This window comes from Nocardioides eburneiflavus (genome assembly GCF_004785795.1).
Lineage (GTDB): Bacteria > Actinomycetota > Actinomycetes > Propionibacteriales > Nocardioidaceae > Nocardioides > Nocardioides eburneiflavus.
In genome coordinates this window covers 3,402,408-3,418,216 of sequence record NZ_SRRO01000001.1, presented here as the reverse complement: position 1 = coordinate 3,418,216, position 15,809 = coordinate 3,402,408, and the positions used below count along the sequence as shown (strand labels likewise).

Sequence of the window (15,809 nt, the reverse complement as noted above, 5' to 3'; positions counted from 1 at the left end):
CACCACCGTACGGATGCTTCCGTCCCGATGCAACGGAACTTACGTCTTTTCAAGACATATTTGGGAGTGCCACAATCGCGGCACCATGACGACCACTTCCGCGCCGGCTGCCGCCCCCCTCAGTCCAGCCGCCACCGCCGGCGAGGTCCTCGCCCTCATCCGCTCCGGCCGGGCCGCGACCCGGGGCGCGCTGGGGCGGGCCACCGGCCTGTCCCGAACGGCCGTCAACGCGCGGCTCGCGGCCCTGGCCGACGCCGGCCTCGTGCTCGAGGGCGAGGAGGAGTCCGCGACGGGAGGACGGCCCGCCACCACGCTCGTCCTCAACCGCGACGCCGGTCTCGTCCTGGCCGTCGCGGTGGGCCGCAGCCGTTCGCAGCTGTCGGTGTGCGCGCTCGACGGCACCGAGCTCGCCTCGGCCAGCCTCGACCAGGAGACCGGCCAGGGGCCGGACGTCCTGATGCCCCTGGTCGTCGCCCGGCTCGAGCAGCTGCTCGGCGACCTCGGTCGCGGCGGCCGGGACGTCCGCGGGGTCGGGATGTCACTGGCCGGCGCCGTGGACCCCGCCCGGGCGATGAGCGTCGACTCACCGGCGCTGACCGGCTGGGACGGCGTGCCGCTCGCCCCGTGGCTCCGGCAGGTCACCGACGCGCCGCTGACGCTCGACAACGACATGCGGGTCATGGCGCTGTCGCAGATGCCCCTCGCGGGCGCGGACGTCGAGCCCACCGTGCACGCGCACGACGAGGCGCTCGTCCTCAAGGCCTCGACCGGCGTCGGCCTCGCGATCGTGGCCGACGGCCAGCTGGTCCGCGGGCACCGCGACGCCGCCGGACAGCTCGGCCACGTGAAGGTGCCTGCCGCCGCCAGGCTCCGCTGCCGGTGCGGCGAGATCGGGTGCTTGGAGACCGTGGCGAGCGGCTGGGCGCTGGTGGAGCGACTGCAGGCGGAGGGCGAGGACGTCCACCACGTCCGCGACCTGGTCGCCGCCGCCGGCCGCGGCAGCGGTCGCGCGCGCTCGGTCGTACGCGAGTCCGGTCGCCACATCGGTGAGGCGCTCGCCGCGACGGTCACCGTCCTCAACCCCCGCACCGTCGTCGTCGGCGGCGACATGGCGGGCGCGTTCGACACGTTCTCGGCCGGACTGCGCGAGGGCGTCTTCAGCGCCACCACCGCACTCGCCGGCCGGGACCTCCAGATCGTCCCCGCAGCGTACGGCGACCGCGCCGGGCTGGTCGGCTGCGTGCGCCTGGCCCTCGACTCCGTGCTCTCACCGCGTGCCGTCGACTCCGCACTGGCGCGCCAGGCCGGGTAGGTTCACGCGGTGCCCGACACCCGCCCCCGCCGTACGTTCGCCGTCATCAGCCACCCCGACGCGGGCAAGTCGACCCTCACCGAGGCACTCGCGCTCCACGCCAGGGTGATCACCGAGGCCGGCGCCGTCCACGGCAAGGGCGACCGCCGCGCCACGGTCTCGGACTGGATGGCGATGGAGAAGGCCCGCGGCATCTCGATCACGTCGGCCGCACTGCAGTTCGTCTACCGCGACCACGTGATCAACCTCGTCGACACCCCCGGCCACAGCGACTTCTCCGAGGACACCTACCGCGTACTGTCCGCGGTGGACTCCGCGGTGATGCTGGTCGACGCCGGCAAGGGGCTGGAGCCGCAGACCCTCAAGCTGTTCAAGGTCTGCGCGCTGCGCGGCATCCCGGTCATGACGGTCATCAACAAGTGGGACCGCCCCGGCCTGTCGGCCCTCGAGCTGATGGACCTCATCCAGGAGAAGATCAAGCTGCGGCCCACTCCTCTGACCTGGCCGGTCGGCGAGGCCGGCGACTTCCGCGGGGTGATCGACCGCCGCACCGGCGAGTTCGTGAAGTACACCCGCACGGCCGGCGGCGCCACCCGGGCACCCGAGCGTCGGATGGCTGCCGAGGAGGTCGAGGAGGCCGACGCGCTTCCCTGGGCCACCGCCGTCGAGGAGCACGAGCTGCTCGAGCTCGACGAGGCCGACCACGACCAGGCGCGGTTCCTCGCCGGCGAGACCACCCCGGTCATGTTCGCCTCGGCGCTGCAGAACTTCGGCGTCGCCCAGCTGCTCGACCTGCTGCTGGACATCGCGCCCGACCCCAGCCCGACCGAGGGTGTCGACGGCTCCGTGCGGAAGGTCGGCGACGAGTTCAGCGCGTTCGTCTTCAAGGTGCAGTCGGGCATGAACAACGCGCACCGCGACCGGCTCGCCTACGCCCGCGTCGTGTCCGGGACCTTCGAGCGCGGGATGGTCGTCACCCACGCCGGCAGCGGCCGACCGTTCGCGACGAAGTTCGCCCAGTCGGTGTTCGGCCGCGACACCGCAGCCGTCGAGAGCGCCGAGCCCGGCGACATCATCGGCTTCGTCAACGCCCAGTCCCTGCGGGTCGGCGACACGGTCTACGTCGGCGACCCTATCGAGTACCCGCCCGTCCCGAGCTTCGCGCCCGAGCACTTCGTCACCGCCAGTGCCGGCGACATCGGCCGCTACAAGCAGTTCCGGCGCGGCATCGAGCAGCTCGACCAGGAGGGCGTGGTGCAGGTGCTGCGCTCCGACCTGCGCGGCGACCAGAACCCCGTCCTCGCGGCCGTCGGGCCGATGCAGTTCGAGGTCGTCGAGGACCGGATGACCAACGAGTTCAACTCACCGATCCGGTTCTCGCGCCTCGACTACCAGGTCGCCCGGCGCACCGACGCCGCCGGCGCCGCCGCCCTGGCCGGCAAGCGCGGCGTCGAGGTGCTCGAGCGCAGCGACGGCACCCGGCTGGCGCTCTTCGTCGACCAGTGGCGCGCGCAGGTCACGGCTCGTGACAACCCCGACATCATGCTCGAGGCGCTGCCCGCCGGCGGGAGCTGAGACCCCGGGCCTCCGTCCTGACCTCCGCCCGCCGCGTATCGTCGAGAGGGTGACGTCAGCCCCCACCCCGACCCTCGCGCTGGACAGCCGCTTCGCGCGCGAGCTCCCCGAGCTGGCCCTGCCGTGGCGGGCCGTGGACACCCCGAAGCCCCGGCTGCTCGTCCTCAACGAGCCGCTGGCCGAGGAGCTCGGTCTCGACCCCGCCTGGCTGCGTGGCGAGGGCCTCGGGCTGCTGACCGGCACCCGGCCGCCGGCGGGTGCGACTCCGGTCGCCCAGGCGTACGCCGGGCACCAGTTCGGCGGCTACTCCCCGCGCCTCGGCGACGGGCGCGCGCTGCTGCTCGGCGAGCTCGTGGACTCCTCCGGCCGAGTGCGCGACCTGCACCTCAAGGGCTCCGGCCGCACCCCCTTCTCGCGCGGCGGCGACGGGCTCGCCGTGGTCGGCCCGATGCTGCGCGAGCACCTCGTCAGCGAGGCCATGCACGCCCTCGGCGTCCGGACCACCCGCAGCCTCGCCGTCGTCGCCACCGGTCGCGCCGTGCAGCGCGAGACCGTCCTGCCGGGCGCCGTGCTGGCGCGCGTCGCGAGCAGCCACCTGCGCGTCGGCAGCTTCCAGTACGCCCGCGCGACCGACGACCTCGACCTGCTGCGCCGCCTCACCGACCATGCCATCGCGCGCCACCACCCGCACGCGGCCGACGCGGACAACTCCGCCCTCGCCCTCTTCGAGGCCGTCGTCGCCGCCCAGGCCGACCTGGTCGCGCAGTGGATGCTCGTCGGCTTCGTCCACGGCGTGATGAACACCGACAACATGACGATCTCCGGCGAGACCATCGACTACGGCCCGTGCGCCTTCATGGACGCCTTCGACCCCGCCACCGTCTACAGCTCCATCGACACCGGCGGGCGCTACGCGTACGGCAACCAGCCGGTGGTCGCGGAGTGGAACCTGGCGCGCTTCGCCGAGGCGCTGCTCCCGCTGCTCGCCGAGGAGCAGGACGCGGCCGTGGCCCTGGCGGTCGAGTCGCTGGGTGGCTTCCGCGAGCGCTACTCCGCCGCGTGGTCGGCCGGGATGCGGGCCAAGCTCGGCCTCCCCGACGGCCTCGACGGCGCGGTGGCGTCCGCGCTCGTCGCGGACCTGCTGGCCCTGGTGCAGGCCGACCACGTCGACCACACCTCGTTCTTCCGCAGCCTCGGCCGGGCTGCGCGCGGCGACACCGAGCCCGCCCGCGGGATGTTCCTCGACCTCGCCGGCTTCGACGCGTGGGCCGAGCGCTGGCTCGCCGTGGGCCCGGACGCCGATGCGATGGACCGCGTCAACCCGGCGTACGTCCCCCGCAACCACCTGGTGGAGGAGGCGCTCGACGCCGCGACCGCCGGCGACCTGGAGCCCTTCGAGCGCCTGCTCGCGGTCGTGGCGGCGCCCTACGACGTACGTCCCGGCCTGGAGCGCTACGCCGAGCCCGCCCCCGAGTCGTTCGCCGGCTACCAGACCTTCTGCGGGACCTAGGCGGGTGTGTCGTCGTTGCGCCCGCTGGCACTTCCCGCCGACTGCTCCCCCGCGCAGCTCGCCGAGCACGGCAGCGCGGGATGCGAGCGCAGCGAGGAGGAGCGGCCCGGCCTCGGGCAGTACTGATCTGCCCCGCAGGCTCAACGTCGTCGGATGCGGATCGGGGCCCGTCGCCGTCGAGGGGTCGCCCAGTGTGCCCGGCGTGACCTCGCCCTCATCTCGCGGCGGGCGGGCATAGCGGGCTGCTCCACCTCGTTGGGGCGGACGTACGCCAGTCCCCCGACGGAAGGTCCAGTCATGCGCGCACTCGTCCAGCCCCGGTTCGGCGACCCGGCCGAGGTCCTCTCGGTCCAGGAGGTCCCGGACCCGCAGCCCGGTCCGGGCGAGGTGCTCGTCCGGGTGCTGCTCTCCCCCATCCACAACCACGACCTCTGGACCGTGCGCGGCAGCTACGGCTTCAAGCCCGAGATGCCGGCGCGCGCAGGCACCGAGGCCGTCGGCGTCGTCGAGGCCCTCGGCGAGGGCGTCGACGGGCTGGCGGTCGGCCAGCGGGTCGCGACCGGTGGCAGCTTCGGCGCGTGGGCCGAGCTCATCGTGGCCCCGGCCGCGGGACTCGTGCCCGTGCCCGACCAGGTCGGCGACGAGGCCGCCTCGCAGCTGGTGTCGATGCCGTTCAGCGCGATCGCCCTGCTCGACTTCCTCGACGTGTCCGAGGGCGACTGGATCGTGCAGAACGCGGCCAACGGCGCGGTCGGCCGCCTCGTGGCCCAGCTCGCCGCGGCCCGTGGCGTCCACGTCCTGGGCCTCGTCCGCCGGGCGGACGGCGTCGAGGAGCTGCGCGAGCAGGGCATCGAGCGGGTCGTCGCGACCGACGACGACGGCTGGCGCGACCGCGTGCGCGAGATCGTGGGCGACGCCCCTGTCGTCGCGGGCGTCGACTCCGTCGGCGGCCGCGCCGCGGGTGACGTGGTGTCGCTGCTCGCCGGCGACGGCGTGCTGGTCGTGTTCGGCGCGATGGCCTCGCCCACGCTGGAGATCTCGTCGGGCGACGTCATCTTCAAGCAGGTCTCGATCAAGGGCTTCTGGGGCAGCAAGGTCTTCGCCGCGATGTCGCGCGAGAAGCGAGCGGCGCTCATGGGCGAGCTCGTCACGGGCATCGCCTCTGGGACGCTCACCCTCCCTGTCGAGAAGGTCTACGGCCTCGACGAGATCGCCGACGCGGCCCGCGCCAGCTTCGAGCCCGGGCGCCGCGGCAAGGTGTTGCTGCGTCCCTGACCGGGGCCCTGTCCTCCCCAGGTTCGGAGGTCCCGCCGCGTAGGTTGGGACCTTCGACCCGAAGGGGGACCATGCGACGTACGACCACCGGACGAGCTGCGGCCACTGCTGCGGCGGTTGCCGCGGCGAGCCTGCTGCTGAGCGCGTGCGGGACCGGGAGCGACGTCTCCCGTACCTCGGCCGACGACGTCGGCGGCGGCGGGGGCAGCGGGGGCGCCGCGTCCCGCTCGAAGGACTCCGAGCGTCCGGCTGAGCCGGAGCCGTCCGACTCGCCGGGGTCCCCCTCGTCGTCCCCCGCACCCGGCGGACCGGAGTTCTCGGCCTCGACCGACCCGCAGACCGCGGAGCCCAGCGGCGACTGGGACCTCCAGCTGCAGGACGTGCGGGTGGGCGAGCACGACGGCTTCGACCGCGTGGTGCTGGAGTTCAGCGGCACCGCCGGCCCGGGGTGGGGCGTGGAGTGGACCGAGGAGGCCGTGGCCGACGGCAGCGGCGAGGTCGTTCCGCTCGACGGCGACCGCGTCCTCACGATCAGCGCGTCCGGCACGGCCATGCCCGAGCCCGGGTCCTTCGAGGTGCCCCAGCGGCTCGGACCGACCGGCGACGTCGCCGAGGTCCAGGTCACCGGCTGGTTCGAGGGCTACACCCAGGTCTTCGCCGGCTTCACGGGCGAGGAGCGACCCTTCAGGGTGTTCGCGCTCGCCGAACCGCCTCGCCTGGTGGTCGACGTCCGCGACTGAGGAGACGCACCTGCTCAGCCAGCGCAGTCACTTCCGCCACCATGGGCCTGGCACAGGAAGATGCTGCACGTGACGGACCCCTCCATGCCGACGGAGCCACCGGCGCGAGGCGCGTAGGACGCGGATAAGAGGGCCGGGTACGTGGGCTCCCAGCCGGAGTCGACACGGCCCGAGAGTCGTCTTGCCGGCCGCAGCCAAGCCGGTCAGCAGCAACGAGGTCGTCCGAGTGCATGGCCCCAGCACGCGCTGGATCCGGACGTGCGGGCGCCACCGAAGCCCCGCGAACGTCAGGTCGGCGGGGTGTGGGGCGGGGTCATCGTCGGCGTGGTCGTGGGATGCCGGGCGGAGCCGTCGGATGCGGTGGATGCGGTGGGTCGAGGTCGGTGGTGCCGGTGTGGTCGCGGCGGTAGCGGTGGCCGTGGGGTGAGGTCCACTCGAAGATCCCGGGTGCGGTCATCTCGTAGCGCCAGGGGGAGTGGGTCTTGAGGCGGTGGTGGAACCGGCACAGGCAGGCCAGGTTGCTCGTGGTCGTCGGGCCGGGTTGCGGGCGGCCCTCGGCGTCGGCGTCGTCGTCCCACGGGATGACGTGGTCGACGTCGCAGCGCCGTGCGGGGCGGGTGCATCGCGGGAACACGCAGGTGCGATCTCTCAGGATCACGTGTTCGCGGATCGTTGCCGGGACCTTCCGCGTCTGCGCGGTGAGCGTGGTGTTGAGGTCGATGACGGGCTTGATGGTGACCTCGGTGCGGGTGTCGGCGCACCAGGACTGGATCTGGTCGAGCAGGACGAGGCGTTGGCCGTTCTCCATGCGCCCGGTGGGACCGAAGACCGTGGTGTCGCCGGAGACGGAGGCGTCGAAGTGGGCGTGGATCACGACCTCGCGGGCAGCGGGCAGGTGCGTCTCGTCGACATCGGCATCGGCGTCGGTGTCGGTGTCGGTGTCGGGGTTCACCCGGTCCTGTCTCCGGGTGTCCGGGTCCGGCCCGCTGGCGCGGTCCGTTCCCGGCCCCCCGGTCAGGAGCTCGAGCGCGGTCTGGGTCCGGGCGAGGTCCCCGAGGGCCTTGGCTCGTCGGGCGTCGAGTGGCAGCAGGGATCCGAGGGCCTGCTGGGTGGCGGCGTGGTGGGCGAGGGCGCGGTCGAGGTCGAGGGCGTCGGCGATGTCGACCTCGGCCTCGATCCGCAGGGTGCCGGCGTAGTGCACGTCGTCGGTGTCCACGGTGACGTGACGCGGGTCGACGTGCAGGTAGCCGTCCTCCGGGTCCGCGGCCGGGTCGGCGGTCGCGAGGTCGTAGCGCCTGATGGTCTCGGCGACGAGCCGGTCGAGCTGCGCGGACCCGACACGTCCGGCGACGGCGGCGACCTGCGCGTCGACGAACCCGGCCGCCTCGACCGTGAGGGGAGGGGTGGAGTGGATGGTGGTGTCCGCGATCGCCCGGGCCCGCCACGCCGGCACCGCACCGGCGTGGACCTGTGCCCACAACCGCGGCAGGCGGTGGCGCAGCTCGAGGGCGTGACCGATGAGCTTCTTCGCCGCCGTCGACGTGATCCCGAGGACGGTGCCGAGCTCGGCGCAACAGAACTCCGCCACCAGCGGAGCACCCTCACCCGCGATGGGCTCCTCGTGCTGCGACCCCGGAACCGTGAACGACGCCGCGGAGTGGATCGACTCGGGCGGGTGCAGGTCAGCCCACCGGGCGGCGAGAGCGAGTTGCTGGGCGGCGGCACGGTTCTCGTCCTCACGAGCAGACCGGATCGTGGCGAGCAGGTCGGCGGGTGAGAGGTCGTCTGCGACCCCTCGTGCCTCGGCTGCCAGTCCGTCGATCATGTGTTCGATCCTAGGGGAGCCCACCGACAACGCCGACAACGCCCATCGGCTCTAGCGACGGCTGTGGACGGGTTCGTGGTGGGTCTCGATACGCCCGCTCGTCCCTCGCGGGCTACTCGACCAACGAGAAACGGCGATCAGCGCTTGACCTTGACGCAGCGTCAGGGCTGCAGGCTCGATCCATGACCACCCCACCTGCACTCCCGCCACCGGCGATCGAGGTCGTCGGCCTCGTCAAGTCGTTCGGCGACCACCCCGTGCTGCGCGGCCTGGACCTGACCGTCGCGTCGGGCACCGTCCACGCCCTCCTCGGCTCCAACGGCGCCGGGAAGACGACGGCGATCCGGATCCTGTCCACCCTCCTGCGGGCCGACGGAGGTCGCGCTGCGGTCGACGGGCACGACGTCGGGGCCGAGGCGGCACGCGTACGGGAGGCGATCAGCCTGACGGGGCAGTTCACCGCCGTGGACGACGTCCTCACCGGGCACGAGAACCTCGTGCTGGTCGGGCAGTTGCGCCACGTCGCTGACCCGCGCGCCACCGCCGACTCCATGCTGGCGCGGTTCGGCCTCACCGAGGCCGGGGACCGGCGGGCGGCGGCCTACAGCGGCGGCATGCGGCGCCGGCTCGACATCGCGATGAGCCTGGTCGGCGACCCGTCGGTGCTCTTCCTCGACGAGCCCACGACCGGCCTCGACCCCGAGGCCCGCCTCGAGGTCTGGCGGACCGTGCGCGAGCTCGCCGCGCAGGGCACCACGATCCTCCTCACCACCCAGCACCTCGAGGAGGCCGAGCAGCTCGCCGACCGGATCTCGATCCTGCACGGCGGTCGCATCATCGTGGAGGGCACCCTCGCCGAGCTGAAGGCGCTGCTCCCCCCGGCGACCGTCGAGTACGTCGAGAAGCAGCCCTCGCTCGAGGAGATCTTCCTCTCCGTGGTCGGGAGGGCGTCATGAGCACCGCCGCACTGGGGAGCGCCACCCTGCTGACCGACACCGTCGTGCTGACCCGCCGCTCCCTGCGCCACGTCCTGCGGAGCCCCGACACCATCATCACGACGGCGATCACCCCGATCGCCATGCTGCTGCTCTTCGTCTACGTCTTCGGCAGCGCCATCGACACCGGCACCGGGCCCGAGGTGTCGTACGTCGAGTACCTGCTGCCCGGCATCCTGCTCATCACGGTCGCGTCCGGGGTCGCGTACACGTCCTACCGCCTCTTCCTCGACCTGCAGAACGGCTTCCTCGACCGGCTCCGCTCGATGCCGATCGCCCGCTCCGCGGTCCTGTGGGCACACGTCCTGACCTCGCTGGTCGCCAACCTCGTGTCGCTCGCGCTGGTCGTGCTGGTCGCCGTCGCGATGGGCTTCCGGTCCGGCGCCGGGCCTGCCGCGTGGCTGGCCGTGCTGGGGATCATGGTCCTGTTCACGCTGGCGCTGACCTGGCTGGCCGTGGTCGCCGGCCTCGCCGCGAAGTCTCCCGACGGCGCCGGCGGCTTCGCCTACCCGTTGCTGTTCCTGCCGTTCCTGAGCTCTGCCTTCGTGCCCACCGACGGCATGCCCGGCCCGGTGCGCTGGTTCGCCGAGCACCAGCCGGTCACCTCGATCGTCGACACCATCCGTCGCCTGTACGCCGAGCAGCCCCTCGGCGACGACGTCCGGACCGCGCTCGCGTGGTGCGTCGGCCTGCTCGTGCTGGCCTACGCTCTGGCCATGCGCTCCTACCGTCGCCGTACGAGCGGGTGAGCGGTGCTCACCATCAGCCAGCTCGCGGCGTACGCCGGGGTGACCGTCCGCGCGGTGCGGCACTACCACGCGAAGGGCCTGCTCCCCGAGCCCGAGCGCGACCACTCCGGCTACCGACGCTACGACGCCGACGCTGTCGTGGCGCTGATCCGGATCCGTACGCTCGCCGAGGCCGGCGTGCCGCTCTCCCGGGTGCAGGAGCTGCTCGACGCCGACGAGGACGCCTTCGCGGCCGCGGTCGAGGACATCGACCGCCGACTGCGGGCCGAGATCCGCGAGCGCCAGCGGCACCGGGAGCGGATCGCGCTGCTGGCCGCGGGCGACAGCCTCGCGCTGCCCCCGGAGGTCGTCGCCTACGTCCAACGGCTCCGCGACGTCGGCGTGCCGGAGGAGATGGTCGCGGCCGAGCGCGATGCGTGGATCCTGGTGGCAGCCCAGCTCCCGGAGCAGATGCCGCTCTACATGGAGGCGAAGAACACCCAGCTCGACGACCCGGGCGTGCTCCAGATGTACCGCGACATCGCCGAGGTGGTGACGTGGGACGCCGAGGACCCCCGACTCGACGCGATGGCCGACCGGGTCACCGCCGAGCTCGAGTCGGCGCCGGACGAGGCCTGGGACGGCGACCAGCTCCCCGACGAGCTCGCCGAGCTGCTCGACGCGGTGTTCCTCGACAAGGTGCCGGGCGCGCGCCGCATCCTTCGCCGCCTCGAGCACAACGGCTGGACCGGATGGACCAACACGCGGCGGATCACGACGCCCACCTGACGGACCCGCTCAGCCGACCCGCATCTCCCCCAGCTCGTTCCACCCGTCCTGGTCGACCTCGGTGCTGACGATGTCGGGCGTCCGGGCGAGGTAGGGCGGCAGCTCGGCCTGCGCGGCCCTGAAGTGCTCCGACCCCACGTGCGCGCCACCGGCGTCACCGTCGCGGAAGGCCTCGACCAGGACGTACACGTGAGGGTCGTCGAGGCTGCGCGACCACTCGAACCACAGGCACCCCTCCTCCGCGCGGGTGGCCTCGGTGAAGGCCCGCGAGATCTGGGGCCAGTCGTCCGCGTGCTCGGGCTTGATCTCGAACTTGGCGGTGATGAAGATCAACGTCTCTCTCCTTGGTTGGCGGGCGGCCGGACGGGTCCGACCCTACGAACACCACCTAGGCTGGCGCCGATCGCCATGCCCCAGAATCCCTCCCGCACCCGCCGACTGCTGCTCGTCGTCGACGCCCCGTCACTGCTGCACCGCAACCACCACGCCCGCTCCCACACCGGCCTGCGCGACCGGCAGGGCCGGCCGATCTGGGCACTGCACGGGATGCTGCGCCAGATCCTCGAGTCCATCGACTCCTTCGCCCCCGACGCGGTGCTGTTCGGCCTCGACGACCGCTCCGGGTCCGTACGGCGCGACCGCTACCCCGACTACAAGGCCGGGCGGGCCGAGAAGGACCCCGAGCTCGTCGACCAGCTCGACCGCGCGGGTGCGCTGCTCGACGCGCTCGGCCTCGCCACCCTCACTCCGCCCGGGCTCGAGGCCGACGACGTCAACGCCTCGGGAGCGACCTGGGCGGCGGCCCACGACTGGGACTGCGTGATCATCACCTCCGACCGCGACGCCTTCGCCCACATCAGCCACCACACCCAGGTGCTGCGCCTCATCGACGGCGGCATCCACGGCTCGCCGATGCTCAACCCGGCCCGCCTGTTCAACATGTACGGCGTGCGCCCGGCCAACTACCTCGCCTTCGCGGCGCTGCGCGGCGACTCCTCGGACAACCTCCCCGGCGTGCAGGGCATCGGCGAGAAGACCGCGGCGATCCTGCTCGACGTCGCGGGATCGATGGACGCCGTATGGGCCGACATCGACCACGAGGAGGGCCGCAACCTCCTCGCCGCCCTCGACGACTGGTCGGCCGAGACCGGCGGCCGCCGCGTCGGCGCGACGGTCGTACGCCGGCTGTCCGCGCCGGACGCGCGGGAGCGCTACGAGTTCAACGTGCAGCTGATGTCCGGCCGCGACGACCTCGACCTCGGCCTGACCCCCGACGTGCCGGGCTCGCGCGGGCTGCTGCCGCTCGACCTCGACCGGGTCACCCAGGTCGTCGGCTTCCTCGACAACGACTTCACCACCGACTTCGCGGTGCGGGTGCTGACCAGCCGGCCGGCGTCAGGCTGACCGCTCCCCCGCAGCCTCGCCGAGCAGCGCGCGGAGGCGCACCACCTCGTCCTCGAGCTCGAGCACGCGGGCGATCCCGGCGAGGTTCAACCCGTCCGCCAGCAGGTCGCGGATCCGCTCGAGGCGCTCCACGTCGTCGGCGCTGTAGAGCCGCGTCCCCCCGGCCGTGCGGTCCGGGGTCAGCAGGCCGCGCCGCTCGTAGACGCGGAGGTTCTGGATCTCCATGGACACCATCGCGGCCGCCACGGAGATGGCGTAGACGCCGTGGTCGCTGGCTGCCATGCGCCCTCCTCGGGTTCTCAGGAAATTTCTCGGGTGCAGGCCTTGATCCTGCCTCATCGGATGACTATAAAAAACCTGTAACCACAAGTACAGGTCGTGGACCGCGAGGTCCACCGTCAGATCCAGGAGGACACGATGCTGCTGCGAAACACCGACCCGTTCCGTGACCTCGACCGGCTCACCCAGCAGCTGATGGGCACCACCAACCGCCCGGCCGCCATGCCGATGGACGCGTGGCGCGAGGGCGACCGCTTCGTCATCGAGTTCGACCTGCCGGGCGTCAGCACGGAGAGCATCGACCTCGACGTCGAGCGCAACGTGCTGACCGTGCGCGCCGAGCGGGTCGCCCGCAACGGCGACTGGGAGCCGCTGGCGGCCGAGCGGCCCCGCGGTGCCTTCAGCCGCCAGCTTGTGCTCGGCGACAACCTCGATCTCGACCGGATCGAGGCGGCCTACTCCGACGGCGTGCTGCGCCTGGTCGTGCCGGTCGCCGAGAAGGCCAAGCCCCGCAAGATCGAGATCTCGCAGTCCGCGTCCGGTCGTGCCGGTGAGCACGCCGAGCTGACCACCTGATCCCTCACCCCTGGGTCGCGCGGCCGCAGCCCTTGCGCAGTGTGCCGCGGTCGCGCGACCGCACGTCAGGCAGCATCCTCGGAGACGGGATCCGTCACCTGGTGGACGTCCACCCGCAGCATCCGGGCGGCCAGGTCCACAGCGGGCCCGAGGAGCAGGATCACCGCGACCGTGCCGACCCCGACGGTCGCACCGAGTAGCCAGCCACCGAACGCTCCCCCTCCCTGCACCAGGCTGTAGCTCCACCTGAACGGCACCGGTGGGTCCCACGCGAGTGCTGCCGCTTCCGCGGGCCCCGCCCCGGTGTGGCTCCCGAGGTAGACCGCGATGCCGACGGCCAGCACCGGGAACGCCGCCGCGAGCAGTGCCACCCGCCACGCCAGGGAGTCCGGGGTGGCCAGCAGGTCGAGCACGACGGACACCGTCACACCGACCAGCACCACCTGCACCACCGTGCCGACGCCCGGGCGGACCCTCCGCAGGGCCGCCAGCGCCACCAGCACGACGCCGACCACGAGGTTCACGACCCAGAAGTCGACGCCCGTCGTGATGGTCAGTCCGTTGACGAACGTGGAGTAGCCGTCGGAACCGAGGTCCGCCGCGAGCAGCAGCGCGACTCCCGTGCCGAGCACGAGGCATCCGACGAGGAGCATGGCCGTACGCCGCGGGCTGGGGATCACGGGCGCAAGCATCTCAGGCGCGCCCGTCACGTCCGCGTCCGCGGCGGCCGGGAACGGCAGGACCCCCCACGGGCGAGCCGTGGGAGGTCCGTGTGCGTCAGACGCGTCAGGCCGTGGTGGTCGGCGTCTCCGTCGGGGTCACCTGCTCGGCCTCGCACGTGGCCAGGCGCTCCTCGGCCTTGGCCAGGCGCTGCTGCTGGGCACGCTTGGTCACCTTGGTGTCGTTCTTCTTCTCCCTGGCCTCCGCGAGCGCCTTGCGCGCGGCCGCCTTCTCGCGGCCGGCCTCGGCCTTCTCGACGACCTTCTTGGCCTTCTTGACCTTGGCCTGCTGGCGCGCGAAGACCGCGGTGACGCGCTCGAGGGCCTCCTCGGCCTTGTCGACCTTGGCCTGCTGCGAGGCGCAGGGCACCGTCTCGGGGGTCTCGTCGGCGGTGGCCGACGGAGCGACCGCGAAGCCGGCGAAGGCGATCGCGGCGGTGGCCGCGATTCCGCTGATGCGGGTGGAGACAGACATGAAGTTCCTCCTGGTAGCGGCGTGGCCTGACTCGCCACGCCTCTTCACGAGTACAGCGCCAGACCGGGCCCAACTGTTACGCACGTGACACTCCGGCGAACACGCGGCGACCCCCGGCCGAAACCGTCACGTCCTGCCTTCCACGGCCGGCGAGGTCCGTCGTAGGTTGGCGAGACCCCCTCCCGGAAGGCACCCCCATGCGTACCCACATGCGAATCCGGCCCGCCCGCCTCGCCCTTGCCGCCGTCGCGGCACTCGCCGTCGCGGCATTCGCCGTCACCGGCGCCGCGACCCCGGCCGCCACCGCACCCGCGGCCAAGGCCGACACGCCCGGCAAGCCCACAGCGACCCGGTTCGCGACCTTCAACGCCTCCCTCAACCGCAACGCACCGGGGCAGCTCGTCACCGACCTCTCCACCCCGGGCAACGCGCAGGCCGCCGCTGTCGCGGAGACCATCCAGCGTACGAACCCCGACGTCGTGCTGGTCAACGAGTTCGACCACGTCGAGGGCGGGCTGGCAGCCGAGCTGTTCCGGGAGAACTACCTCGAGGTGGGCCACAACGGCGCCGCGCCCGTCGACTACCCCTACTACTTCGTCGCGCCCAGCAACACCGGCGTCCCCAGCGAGTTCGACCTCAACAACAACGGCGTCGTCGGCGGCGGTGACGACGCCTTCGGCTTCGGCCTCTTCCCGGGCCAGTTCGGCATGGTCGTCTACTCGAAGTACCCCATCGCCACCGACGACGTCCGCACCTTCCAGCACTTCCTCTGGAAGGACATGCCCGGTGCGGTGCTGCCCGACGACCCGGCCACGCCCGAGCCGGCGGACTGGTACTCACCTGAGGAGCTCGGCGTCTTCCGGCTGTCGTCGAAGTCGCACTGGGACGTGCCCATCGAGGTGCCCGGCCGCAAGCCGGTCCACTTCCTCGTCTCCCACCCGACGCCGCCCACCTTCGACGGCGCGGAGGACCGCAACGGCACGCGCAACCACGACGAGATCCGCTTCTGGGCCGACTACGTCGCCGGCGGGCGCACGGCCGCGTACATCTACGACGACGAGGGCGGCAGAGGTGGCCTGGGGCGCGGGCAGGACTTCGTCATCGCCGGCGACCAGAACGCCGACCCGTTCGACGGCGACTCCTACGACGACGCGATCCTCCAGCTGCTCGACCACCCACGGGTCCGGGACCCGCACCCGACGTCGGCCGGCGCGGTGGAGGCAGCCACCCGCGACGGGGGCGCCAACCTCACCCACACCGGCCCGGCCGCCGAGGACACCGCGGACTTCGCCGACGGCGCACCGGGCAACCTCCGCGCCGACTACGTCCTGCCGAGCAAGCGCCTGACGGTGCGGAACTCCGGCGTCTACTGGCTGACGTCGGCCGACCCGCTGTTCACCCGGCTGGTGGGCACGTTCCCCTTCCCGGCGAGCGACCACCGCCTCGTGTGGGTCGACGTACGCACCGGGCGGGCGCACGGCCGCTGACCGGGTTGCAGCTTCGCCGAGGGGCCGGCGGACGTTCACCTGACGTCCACCCGCCGGTCCCTCGGGGGGCCACCCGGGTGAGAAGAGTCGGACCGTCAGTCCGACCCCACCATCTCCGGA

The 15,809-nt window shown here is 72.6% G+C and carries 16 protein-coding genes; 11 read left to right on the top strand and 5 right to left on the bottom strand.

Annotated features, from left to right (window positions below; all coding sequences use genetic code 11):
* Positions 1–85 precede the first annotated feature (85 nt).
* From EXE59_RS16105 to EXE59_RS16085, 5 genes are all read left to right on the top strand, one after another.
* Entirely contained in the window at positions 86–1,312 is a 1,227-nt protein-coding gene (locus EXE59_RS16105; RefSeq protein WP_135839807.1) for an ROK family transcriptional regulator, read from the top strand.
* A 9-nt stretch (positions 1,313–1,321) separates the two neighbouring features.
* Positions 1,322–2,887, top strand: a complete 1,566-nt coding sequence (locus EXE59_RS16100; protein ID WP_135839806.1) for a peptide chain release factor 3 — start codon at positions 1,322–1,324, stop codon at positions 2,885–2,887.
* A 49-nt stretch (positions 2,888–2,936) separates the two neighbouring features.
* A complete protein-coding gene (locus tag EXE59_RS16095) occupies positions 2,937–4,397 on the top strand; it encodes a protein adenylyltransferase SelO (RefSeq protein ID WP_135839805.1) in 1,461 nt (486 codons plus the stop codon).
* A gap of 297 nt (positions 4,398–4,694) precedes the next feature.
* On the top strand, positions 4,695–5,672 hold the full coding sequence (locus EXE59_RS16090) for a zinc-binding dehydrogenase (protein WP_135839804.1): 978 nt from the start codon (positions 4,695–4,697) through the stop codon (positions 5,670–5,672).
* Positions 5,673–5,743: 71 nt separating this feature from the next.
* On the top strand, positions 5,744–6,412 hold the full coding sequence (locus EXE59_RS16085; protein WP_135839803.1) for an AMIN-like domain-containing (lipo)protein: 669 nt from the start codon (positions 5,744–5,746) through the stop codon (positions 6,410–6,412).
* 313 nt (positions 6,413–6,725) lie between these two features.
* On the opposite strand, the gene EXE59_RS23835 is transcribed toward EXE59_RS16085, so the two are convergent.
* Entirely contained in the window at positions 6,726–8,237 is a 1,512-nt protein-coding gene (locus EXE59_RS23835) for an HNH endonuclease signature motif containing protein (RefSeq protein ID WP_168218552.1), read from the bottom strand.
* Positions 8,238–8,419: 182 nt separating this feature from the next.
* Here EXE59_RS23835 and EXE59_RS16075 point away from each other — a divergent pair, with 182 nt between their 5' ends.
* Genes EXE59_RS16075 through EXE59_RS16065 form a run of 3 tightly spaced genes read left to right on the top strand, consistent with a single transcriptional unit; the run spans position 8,420 to position 10,749 of the window.
* On the top strand, positions 8,420–9,193 hold the full coding sequence (locus tag EXE59_RS16075) for an ABC transporter ATP-binding protein (RefSeq protein WP_135839802.1): 774 nt from the start codon (positions 8,420–8,422) through the stop codon (positions 9,191–9,193).
* On the top strand, positions 9,190–9,981 hold the full coding sequence (locus tag EXE59_RS16070) for an ABC transporter permease (RefSeq protein WP_135839801.1): 792 nt from the start codon (positions 9,190–9,192) through the stop codon (positions 9,979–9,981). The genes EXE59_RS16075 and EXE59_RS16070 overlap by 4 nt, the downstream gene beginning before the upstream one ends.
* 3 nt (positions 9,982–9,984) lie before the next feature.
* Positions 9,985–10,749 carry a MerR family transcriptional regulator gene (locus tag EXE59_RS16065; protein WP_135839800.1) on the top strand — a complete coding sequence of 255 codons (765 nt, stop codon included), beginning with the start codon at positions 9,985–9,987 and terminating at the stop codon, positions 10,747–10,749.
* Positions 10,750–10,758: 9 nt separating this feature from the next.
* Here the strand turns inward: EXE59_RS16065 and EXE59_RS16060 are convergent, their stop codons facing one another.
* Positions 10,759–11,082 (bottom strand): putative quinol monooxygenase, encoded by a 324-nt coding sequence (locus EXE59_RS16060; RefSeq protein ID WP_135839799.1) that lies wholly within the window; start codon positions 11,080–11,082, stop codon positions 10,759–10,761.
* Between the two features lie 75 nt (positions 11,083–11,157).
* Between EXE59_RS16060 and EXE59_RS16055 the strand changes: the two genes are divergently transcribed.
* Positions 11,158–12,153: a 5'-3' exonuclease gene (locus EXE59_RS16055; protein ID WP_135839798.1), complete on the top strand. Its 996-nt coding sequence runs from the start codon at positions 11,158–11,160 to the stop codon at positions 12,151–12,153.
* On the opposite strand, the gene EXE59_RS16050 is transcribed toward EXE59_RS16055, so the two are convergent.
* Complete coding sequence (locus tag EXE59_RS16050; RefSeq protein ID WP_135839797.1) at positions 12,145–12,435, bottom strand: MerR family transcriptional regulator; 291 nt, start codon at positions 12,433–12,435, stop codon at positions 12,145–12,147. The genes EXE59_RS16055 and EXE59_RS16050 overlap by 9 nt on opposite strands.
* A 135-nt stretch (positions 12,436–12,570) precedes the next feature.
* Here EXE59_RS16050 and EXE59_RS16045 point away from each other — a divergent pair, with 135 nt between their 5' ends.
* Positions 12,571–13,008, top strand: coding sequence for an Hsp20/alpha crystallin family protein (locus EXE59_RS16045; RefSeq protein WP_135839796.1), 438 nt, complete (start codon positions 12,571–12,573; stop codon positions 13,006–13,008).
* Positions 13,009–13,073: 65 nt separating this feature from the next.
* On the opposite strand, the gene EXE59_RS16040 is transcribed toward EXE59_RS16045, so the two are convergent.
* Together EXE59_RS16040 and EXE59_RS16035 are read right to left on the bottom strand one after the other, a co-directional pair.
* A complete protein-coding gene (locus EXE59_RS16040) occupies positions 13,074–13,688 on the bottom strand; it encodes a DUF6198 family protein (protein ID WP_135839795.1) in 615 nt (204 codons plus the stop codon).
* A 106-nt stretch (positions 13,689–13,794) separates the two neighbouring features.
* On the bottom strand, positions 13,795–14,202 hold the full coding sequence (locus tag EXE59_RS16035) for a hypothetical protein (protein ID WP_135839794.1): 408 nt from the start codon (positions 14,200–14,202) through the stop codon (positions 13,795–13,797).
* Positions 14,203–14,399: 197 nt separating this feature from the next.
* On the opposite strand from EXE59_RS16035, the gene EXE59_RS16030 reads away from it, so the two are divergent.
* On the top strand, positions 14,400–15,689 hold the full coding sequence (locus tag EXE59_RS16030) for an endonuclease/exonuclease/phosphatase family protein (RefSeq protein ID WP_210429036.1): 1,290 nt from the start codon (positions 14,400–14,402) through the stop codon (positions 15,687–15,689).
* Positions 15,690–15,809 lie beyond the last annotated feature (120 nt).

Excerpts from the sequence above, each read along its gene's own strand:
- EXE59_RS16105 (WP_135839807.1), top strand. The coding sequence starts at position 86 with ATGACGACCACTTCCGCGCCGGCTGCCGCCCCCCTCAGTCCAGCCGCC.
- EXE59_RS16090 (WP_135839804.1), top strand. The coding sequence starts at position 4,695 with ATGCGCGCACTCGTCCAGCCCCGGTTCGGCGACCCGGCCGAGGTCCTC.
- EXE59_RS16085 (WP_135839803.1), top strand. The coding sequence starts at position 5,744 with ATGCGACGTACGACCACCGGACGAGCTGCGGCCACTGCTGCGGCGGTT.
- EXE59_RS23835 (WP_168218552.1), bottom strand. The coding sequence starts at position 8,237 with ATGATCGACGGACTGGCAGCCGAGGCACGAGGGGTCGCAGACGACCTC.
- EXE59_RS16075 (WP_135839802.1), top strand. The coding sequence starts at position 8,420 with ATGACCACCCCACCTGCACTCCCGCCACCGGCGATCGAGGTCGTCGGC.
- EXE59_RS16070 (WP_135839801.1), top strand. The coding sequence starts at position 9,190 with ATGAGCACCGCCGCACTGGGGAGCGCCACCCTGCTGACCGACACCGTC.
- EXE59_RS16055 (WP_135839798.1), top strand. The coding sequence starts at position 11,158 with ATGCCCCAGAATCCCTCCCGCACCCGCCGACTGCTGCTCGTCGTCGAC.
- EXE59_RS16050 (WP_135839797.1), bottom strand. The coding sequence starts at position 12,435 with ATGGCAGCCAGCGACCACGGCGTCTACGCCATCTCCGTGGCGGCCGCG.
- EXE59_RS16045 (WP_135839796.1), top strand. The coding sequence starts at position 12,571 with ATGCTGCTGCGAAACACCGACCCGTTCCGTGACCTCGACCGGCTCACC.
- EXE59_RS16035 (WP_135839794.1), bottom strand. The coding sequence starts at position 14,202 with ATGTCTGTCTCCACCCGCATCAGCGGAATCGCGGCCACCGCCGCGATC.
- EXE59_RS16030 (WP_210429036.1), top strand. The coding sequence starts at position 14,400 with ATGCGTACCCACATGCGAATCCGGCCCGCCCGCCTCGCCCTTGCCGCC.